We start from the raw sequence: 7,338 nt of genomic DNA on the forward strand, positions 1-7,338 counted from the left end.
CTCCCACAAGGGCCGATGTGATCCTTGTGGGAGCGGGCTTGACCCGCGATGGGCGGCGCAGCCGCCCCAATCAAATCAGAGCAGGGTTTCGATCCGCAGCGTATTGGTCGACCCCGGCTTGCCAAAAGGCACACCGGCAGTGATCAACAGGATGTCGCCACGGCTGGCCATGCCCTGGGCCTGGGCAATCTCCAGTGCCGTGGACACCACTTCGTCCACCTGGCGCAACCGATCGTTGACCACCGAATGCACGCCCCAGGCCACACTCAGGCGCCGTGCGGTGTTGAGGTTGGGGGTCAGGTTGAGGATCGGTGCACGCGGCCGTTCACGCGCTGCGCGCAGGGTCGAGTTGCCCGACTCGCTGTAGTTCACCAGCACCGCCACCGGCAGGATGCCGCTGATGCGACGGATCGCGCAGCTGATCGCATCCGACACGGTGGCCTCGGCCTGTGGCCGGCCCACGTCCAGCTGGGCCTGGTAGTCCGGGCCGCTTTCGACCTGGCGGATGATCTTGCTCATCATCTGCACCGCTTCGAGCGGGTAGTCGCCCGAGGCAGTCTCGGCCGACAGCATCACCGCATCGGCGCCCTCGGCCACGGCGTTGGCCACGTCGGTGACCTCGGCGCGGGTCGGGGCCGGGCTGAAGCGCATCGACTCGAGCATCTGCGTGGCCACCACCACCGGGCGGCCCAGCTGGCGGCAGGTGGTGATGATGCGCTGCTGGATCTGCGGCACGCTTTCGGCCGGCACTTCCACGCCCAGGTCGCCACGGGCGACCATGATCGCGTCGCTCAACTGGGCAATCTCGCGCAGTTGCGCGACCGCCGAGGGCTTCTCGATCTTGGCCATCAGGTAGGCCCGGTCGCCGATCAGCTGGCGCGCCTCGATGATGTCTTCAGGGCGCTGCACGAACGACAGGGCCACCCAGTCCACGCCCAGCTCCAGGCCGAAGGTCAGGTCGCGACGGTCCTTTTCGGTCAGCGGGCTGAGCTCGAGCAGCGCCTGGGGCACGTTCACGCCCTTGCGGTCGGACAGTTCGCCGCCGTTGAGCACCTCGGTGTCGATGGCGTCGGCGTGCTTGGCGGTCACGCGCAGGCGCAGTTTGCCGTCATCGAGCAGCAGGTCCATGCCCGGCTCCAGCGCGGCGATGATCTCCGGGTGGGGCAGGTTGACCCGCTGTGCATCGCCCGGTGTGGCATCCAGGTCCAGGCGCAGGGCCTGGCCGCGTTGCAGCTGCACCTTGCCTTCGGCAAAACGCCCGACGCGCAGCTTGGGGCCCTGCAGGTCCATGAGGATGCCCAGCGGGTAGTTGAGCTGGCGCTCCACTTCGCGGATCCATTCGAAACGCATGGCGTGGTCGGCGTGCTCGCCGTGGCTGAAGTTCAGGCGAAAGATGTTCACCCCGGCTTCGACCAGCTGACGGATGTCGTCGATGCCTTTGGTCGCGGGGCCGAGGGTGGCGAGGATTTTGACTTTCTTGTCAGGCGTCATGTTGTGCGGTCTCGAGGATCAGGATGGCGCGAAAATCGTTGACGTTGGTGCGCGTGGGCTCGGTAACGATCAAGGCGTCGAGCGCGGCGAAATAACCGTAGCCATTGTTGTTGTCCAGCTCGTCTGCCGCCGACAGGCCCAGGGCCTGGGCACGCGCATAGCTGTCGGGGGTCATGAAGGCCCCGGCGTTGTCTTCGGAGCCGTCGATGCCGTCGGTGTCACCGGCCAGTGCGTACACGCCGGGCAACCCCTTCAGGCTTTCGGTGAGGCTGAGCAGGAACTCGGCGTTGCGCCCGCCGCGGCCATTGCCGCGCACGGTGACGGTGGTTTCGCCGCCCGACAGGATCACGCAGGGCGCCGCCAGTGGCTGGCCGTGCTGCACGATCTGGCGCGCGATGCCGGCATGCACCTTGGCCACTTCACGCGACTCACCTTCCAGGTCACCCAGGATCAGCGGGCTGAAGCCGGCCTGGCGCGCCTTTACCGCAGCGGCCTCCAGCGACTGCTGGGGGCGGGCGATCAGCTGGAAGTGGCTGCGGGCCAGGGCCGGGTCATCGGCCTTGACGGTTTCGGAGGCCGGGTTGTTCAGCCACGCGGTGACGGCGGCCGGGGCCTGGATGTTGTAGCGCTTGAGGATCGCCAGCGCTTCGGCCGAGGTGCTCGGGTCGGCCACGGTGGGGCCGGAGGCGATCACGGTGGCGAGGTCGCCGGGTACGTCGGAAATCGCGTAGGTGTACACCGTGGCCGGCCAGCAGGCCTTGGCCAGGCGGCCGCCCTTGATCGCCGAGAGGTGCTTGCGCACGCAGTTCATCTCGCCGATGGTAGCGCCGGATTTGAGCAGGGCCTTGTTGACCTGCTGCTTGTCGGCCAGGGTCAGGCCTTCGGCGGGCAGGGCCAGCAGGGCGGAACCTCCGCCGGAGAGCAGGAAGATCACCCTGTCGTCGGCGCTGAGGTCGCTGACCATCGCCAGCACACGCTTGGCCACGGCCAGGCCGGCGGCGTCCGGTACCGGGTGGGCGGCTTCGACCACTTCGATCTTGCTGCAGCTGGCGCCGTGGCCGTAGCGGGTCACGACCAGGCCCGAGACCTCGCCCTGCCAACTGCGCTCGACCACTTCGGCCATGGCGGCGGCGGCCTTGCCGGCGCCGATGACGATGACGCGGCCGCTGCGGTCGCTGGGCAGGTGGGCTTCGAGCACCTGGCGTGGATGCGCGGCATCGATGGCCGTGGCGAACAGCTCGCGCAGAAAGTGTTGCGGATCGACCGACATGGCAGGCTCCCAAATCTTATTGTTTTGCAGAATCGAAAACGCCCCTGGGCCTGCCTCCGTGCAGACGGGCCCAAGGGCGGGTGGTGCTCTTTAGCGCGGCAAGCTTCAGGCTACAAGCTGCAAGAGACAGCGGACCGATGCGCGGTCTGCCGGTCTTGCCGCATGAAACCTGCCGCTTGACGCTTACTTGTCGCCGCGGATCGAGAAGTTGGCCATGTGCTCAAGGCCCTTGACCAGCGCCGAGTGGTCCCAGTTGGCGCCACCGATGGCCGCGCAGGTGCTGAACACCTGTTGGGCATTGGCGGTGTTGGGCAGGTTGATGTTCAGCTCCTTGGCACCCTGCAGGGCCAGGTTCAGGTCCTTCTGGTGCAGGCTGATGCGAAAGCCCGGGTCGAAGGTGCCCTTGATCATGCGCTCGCCGTGCACTTCGAGGATTTTCGAGGAGGCAAAGCCGCCCATCAGTGCTTCGCGCACCTTGGCCGGGTCGGCGCCGTTCTTGGCGGCGAACAGCAGGGCTTCGGCAACGGCCTGGATGTTCAGGGCCACGATGATCTGGTTGGCGACCTTGGCGGTCTGGCCGTCACCACTGCCACCCACGTGGGTGATGTTCTTGCCCATGGCCTGGAACAGCGGCTGGGCACGTTCGAAGGCTTTGGGGCAACCGCCGACCATGATGCTCAGGGTCGCGGCCTTGGCGCCGACTTCACCACCGGACACCGGGGCGTCGAGGTAGGTGGCGCCGGTGGCCTTGATCTTCTCGGCGAAGGCTTTGGTGGCGGTAGGGGAGATCGAGCTCATGTCGATCACCACCTTGTTCGGGCCAATGCCCTGGGCCACGCCGTTTTCACCGAACAGCACGGCTTCGACCTGGGGAGTGTCCGGCACCATGACGATGATGAACTCGGCTTCCTGGGCCACTTCCTTGGGGTTGGCCAGGGCCACGCCGCCGGCGGCGATCAGGTCGCTCGGCGCGGCGCCGTGGTGCGAGGAAAGGAACAGGCTGTGACCTGCCTTCTGCAGGTTCTGAGCCATTGGAAGGCCCATGATGCCGGTGCCGATGAATCCGATTTTAGCCATTACAATTACCTCTTGTTTTTGTACATGTAGGAGCCGGCCTTGCCGGCGAATGGGGCCATGAGGTGTTCGGTCAGGCCCCTTCGCCAGCAAGGCTGGCTCCTACAGGGGTTATGTGGGGTTCAGATCGCGTTGTGGGTCTTGAGCCAGCCAAGGCCCGCTTCGGTGGTGGTCAGCGGCTTGTATTCGCAGCCTACCCAGCCCTGGTAGCCGATACGGTCCAGGTGCTCGAACAGGAAGCGGTAGTTGATCTCGCCGGTGCCCGGCTCGTTGCGGCCCGGGTTGTCGGCCAGCTGGATGTGGTTGATCTTGGCCAGATTGCCTTCCATCGTGCGGGCCAGGTCACCTTCCATGATCTGCATGTGGTAGATGTCGTACTGCAGGAACAGGTTGGTGCTGCCCACTTCGGCCTGGATCTCCAGCGCCTGCTTGGTGGTGTTCAGGTAGAAGCCCGGGATGTCGCGGGTGTTGATCATCTCCATCACCAGCTTGATGCCTGCTGCCTGCAGCTTGTCGGCGGCGAACTTCAGGTTGTCGACGAAGGTCTTGCGCACCGTGGCGCAGTCCGGGCCTTGTGGGCGAATGCCGGCCAGGCAGTTGACCTGGGTGTTGCCCAGTACCTGGGCGTAGGCAATGGCCAGGTCCACGCCGGCACGGAATTCCTCGACACGGGACGGGTCGCAGGCGATGCCGCGATCACCCTTGGCCCAGTCGCCGGCCGGCAGGTTGAACAGCACCTGGGTCAGGCCGTTGCTGTCCAGGTGCTGCTTGATTTCAGCCGAGCTGAAATCGTACGGGAAGAGGTACTCGACCCCGCTGAAGCCGGCGTCGGCAGCAGCCTTGAAACGGGCGAGAAAGTCCTGCTCGGTGAACAGCATGGACAGGTTGGCGGCGAAACGAGGCATGGTTGTCTCCTTGCAAAAGTGGGCCCTGTGCGCGGGGCAGCAGGGCCGCTACAACAGTCAGTCGAGCAGCGAGATCGCGGTTGGCGCGTCGTTGCCGACCAGCGCCAGGTCTTCGAATTCGTTGACCGCGTTGATTTCGGTACCCATGGAAATATTGGTCACGCGCTCGAGGATCACCTCGACCACGACCGGCACCTTGAACTCTTCGGCCATCTGCTGGGCCTTGCGCAGGGCCGGCTGGATTTCTTCCGGCTTGAACACGCGCAGTGCCTTGCAACCCAGACCTTCTACAACCGCGACGTGGTCCACACCGTAGCCGTTCAGTTCCGGGGCGTTGAGGTTCTCGAACGCCAGCTGTACACAGTAATCCATCTCGAAGCCGCGTTGGGCCTGGCGGATCAGCCCCAGGTAGGAGTTGTTCACCACCACGTGTATGTACGGCAGGTTGAACTGCGCGCCCACCGCCAGCTCTTCGATCATGAACTGGAAGTCATAGTCGCCCGACAGTGCCACGACCTTGCGCGACGGGTCGGCCTTGACCACGCCCAGTGCCGCAGGAATGGTCCAGCCCAGCGGGCCGGCCTGGCCGCAGTTGATCCAGTGACGCGGCTTGTACACGTGCAGGAACTGCGCACCGGCGATCTGCGACAGGCCGATGGTGCTGACGTAGCAGGTGTCCTTGCCGAACACCTGGTTCATTTCCTGGTACACGCGCTGCGGCTTGACCGGCACGTTGTCGAAGTGGGTCTTGCGGTGCAGGCTGGCCTTGCGCTGCTGGCAGTCCTTGAGCCACTCGCCACGGTCCTTGAGCTTGCCGGCGGCTTTCCACTCGCGGGCCACTTCCAGGAACACGTCCAGTGCGGCGCCGGCGTCGGACACGATACCCAGGTCCGGGGTGAACACGCGGCCAATCTGGGTCGGTTCGATGTCGACGTGAATGAAGCGACGGCCTTCGGTGTACACATCCACCGAGCCGGTATGGCGGTTGGCCCAGCGGTTGCCGATGCCCAGCACCACGTCCGACTTGAGCATGGTCGCGTTGCCGTAGCGGTGCGAGGTCTGCAGGCCGACCATGCCCACCATCAGCGGGTGGTCGTCAGGGATGGTGCCCCAGCCCATCAGGGTCGGGATGACCGGGATACCGGTGAGTTCGGCGAATTCCACCAGCTTGTCGCTGGCATCGGCGTTGATGATGCCGCCACCGGCCACCAGCAGCGGACGCTCGGCGGAGTCGAGCATGGCCAGGGCCTTCTCGACCTGCACGCGGTTGGCCGACGGCTTGCTCACCGGCAGCGGCTGGTAGGCGTCGATGTCGAATTCGATCTCGGCCATCTGCACGTCGAACGGCAGGTCGATCAGTACAGGGCCAGGACGGCCGGTGCGCATTTCATAGAAGGCTTTCTGGAACGCATACGGCACCTGGCCAGGTTCGAGCACGGTGGTGGCCCACTTGGTGACCGGCTTGACGATGCTGGTGATGTCGACGGCCTGGAAGTCTTCCTTGTGCAGGCGCGAGCGGGGCGCCTGGCCGGTGATGCACAGAATCGGGATGGAGTCGGCCGAGGCGCTGTACAGGCCGGTGACCATGTCGGTGCCGGCAGGGCCGGAGGTGCCGATGCACACGCCGATGTTGCCGGCCTTGGTACGGGTGTAGCCCTCGGCCATGTGCGAGGCACCTTCCACGTGACGAGCAAGGACGTGATCGATGCCGCCGACTTTCTTCAGGGCCGAATACAGCGGGTTGATCGCGGCGCCCGGGATGCCGAATGCGGTGTCGACGCCTTCACGGCGCATGACCAGCACGGCTGCATCGATTGCTCTCATTTTGCTCATGGTTTTGTGCCTCTTAGATTTTGTAATTGTATACAAATTGCTTTTCGACAGAGTGTATTCACGGCAGGCGACTCTGGTCAATCCATTTTCATCCGCCACTGGGTGCTTTCGTCGTTACCCCGTAAAAAAGGGGTTGTGACGGGTTTTGGTCGGATGGAGTGAATTATTGTATACAAAAATATTCTTCATTGTGTTCTATTTGTTGTATTGGTTTTTCACTTGCCCACGTGGGCTTCTAACAACAAGAGGACCTTTGGATGAACGTTCTGAGCTTGAAAGTAGCGGTGAGCCTGGTGAATGGCGCGCTGGCGGCCGGCCGCAGGATCTCGGCGGCGCCGCTGACCGTGGTGGTGCTCGATGCCGGTGGGCACCTGCTGACCCTGCAGCGCGAGGACGGCGCCAGCCTGCTGCGTCCGCAGGTGGCGATGGGCAAGGCATGGGGGGCGATTGCGCTGGGCAAGGGCTCGCGCCTGCTGGCGCTGGACGCGCAGCAGCGCCCGGCGTTCTTCGCCGCGCTCAACGGGTTGGGCCAGAGCCCGGTGGTGCCGGCGCCGGGTGGGGTGCTGATTCGGGATCAGAGCGGGACAGTGCTGGGCGCGATCGGTATCAGTGGTGATACGTCGGATATCGACGAGCAGTGCGCGATCAGTGCGATCGAAGAGGCGGGGTTGACGGCGGATGCGGGGGTAGCGGCTTAAGGCCCTATCGCGGGTCAAGCCCGCTCCCACAAAGATCACTGGTGTTTTTGTGGGAGCGGGCTTGACC

6 protein-coding genes are annotated in these 7,338 nt (G+C 64.7%); 1 reads left to right on the top strand and 5 read right to left on the bottom strand.

Going from position 1 to position 7,338, the window contains the following annotated elements; genetic code table 11:
* Positions 1 to 75: 75 nt before the first annotated feature.
* The 5 genes from pyk to gcl form a co-directional block, all read right to left on the bottom strand.
* Positions 76 to 1,491, bottom strand: coding sequence for a pyruvate kinase (gene pyk / locus QMX96_RS26095; protein ID WP_229590437.1), 1,416 nt, complete (start codon positions 1,489 to 1,491; stop codon positions 76 to 78).
* Positions 1,481 to 2,761, bottom strand: a complete 1,281-nt coding sequence (locus tag QMX96_RS26100) for a glycerate kinase (protein ID WP_054915605.1) — start codon at positions 2,759 to 2,761, stop codon at positions 1,481 to 1,483. The genes pyk and QMX96_RS26100 overlap by 11 nt, the downstream gene beginning before the upstream one ends.
* 183 nt (positions 2,762 to 2,944) lie before the next feature.
* The gene (locus QMX96_RS26105; RefSeq protein ID WP_054915604.1) at positions 2,945 to 3,838 is read right to left on the bottom strand and encodes a 2-hydroxy-3-oxopropionate reductase; all 894 of its coding nucleotides are present in this window, start codon (positions 3,836 to 3,838) and stop codon (positions 2,945 to 2,947) included.
* Positions 3,839 to 3,957: 119 nt separating this feature from the next.
* A complete protein-coding gene (gene hyi, locus QMX96_RS26110; protein ID WP_054915603.1) occupies positions 3,958 to 4,740 on the bottom strand; it encodes a hydroxypyruvate isomerase in 783 nt (260 codons plus the stop codon).
* A gap of 57 nt (positions 4,741 to 4,797) precedes the next feature.
* Entirely contained in the window at positions 4,798 to 6,573 is a 1,776-nt protein-coding gene (gene gcl / locus QMX96_RS26115; RefSeq protein ID WP_043859896.1) for a glyoxylate carboligase, read from the bottom strand.
* Between the two features lie 257 nt (positions 6,574 to 6,830).
* Here gcl and QMX96_RS26120 point away from each other — a divergent pair, with 257 nt between their 5' ends.
* Positions 6,831 to 7,271, top strand: a complete 441-nt coding sequence (locus QMX96_RS26120; protein WP_282362687.1) for a heme-binding protein — start codon at positions 6,831 to 6,833, stop codon at positions 7,269 to 7,271.
* Positions 7,272 to 7,338 lie beyond the last annotated feature (67 nt).

Source organism: Pseudomonas sp. PS01300, assembly GCF_029960155.1.
In the GTDB taxonomy this organism is placed as follows: Bacteria; Pseudomonadota; Gammaproteobacteria; order Pseudomonadales; family Pseudomonadaceae; genus Aquipseudomonas; species Aquipseudomonas palmensis.

Bases quoted from the DNA above. Each gene is read 5' to 3' on its own strand.
- pyk (WP_229590437.1), bottom strand. From the start codon at position 1,491: ATGACGCCTGACAAGAAAGTCAAAATCCTCGCCACCCTCGGCCCCGCG.
- QMX96_RS26105 (WP_054915604.1), bottom strand. From the start codon at position 3,838: ATGGCTAAAATCGGATTCATCGGCACCGGCATCATGGGCCTTCCAATG.
- hyi (WP_054915603.1), bottom strand. From the start codon at position 4,740: ATGCCTCGTTTCGCCGCCAACCTGTCCATGCTGTTCACCGAGCAGGAC.
- QMX96_RS26120 (WP_282362687.1), top strand. From the start codon at position 6,831: ATGAACGTTCTGAGCTTGAAAGTAGCGGTGAGCCTGGTGAATGGCGCG.
- gcl (WP_043859896.1), bottom strand. From the start codon at position 6,573: ATGAGCAAAATGAGAGCAATCGATGCAGCCGTGCTGGTCATGCGCCGT.
- QMX96_RS26100 (WP_054915605.1), bottom strand. From the start codon at position 2,761: ATGTCGGTCGATCCGCAACACTTTCTGCGCGAGCTGTTCGCCACGGCC.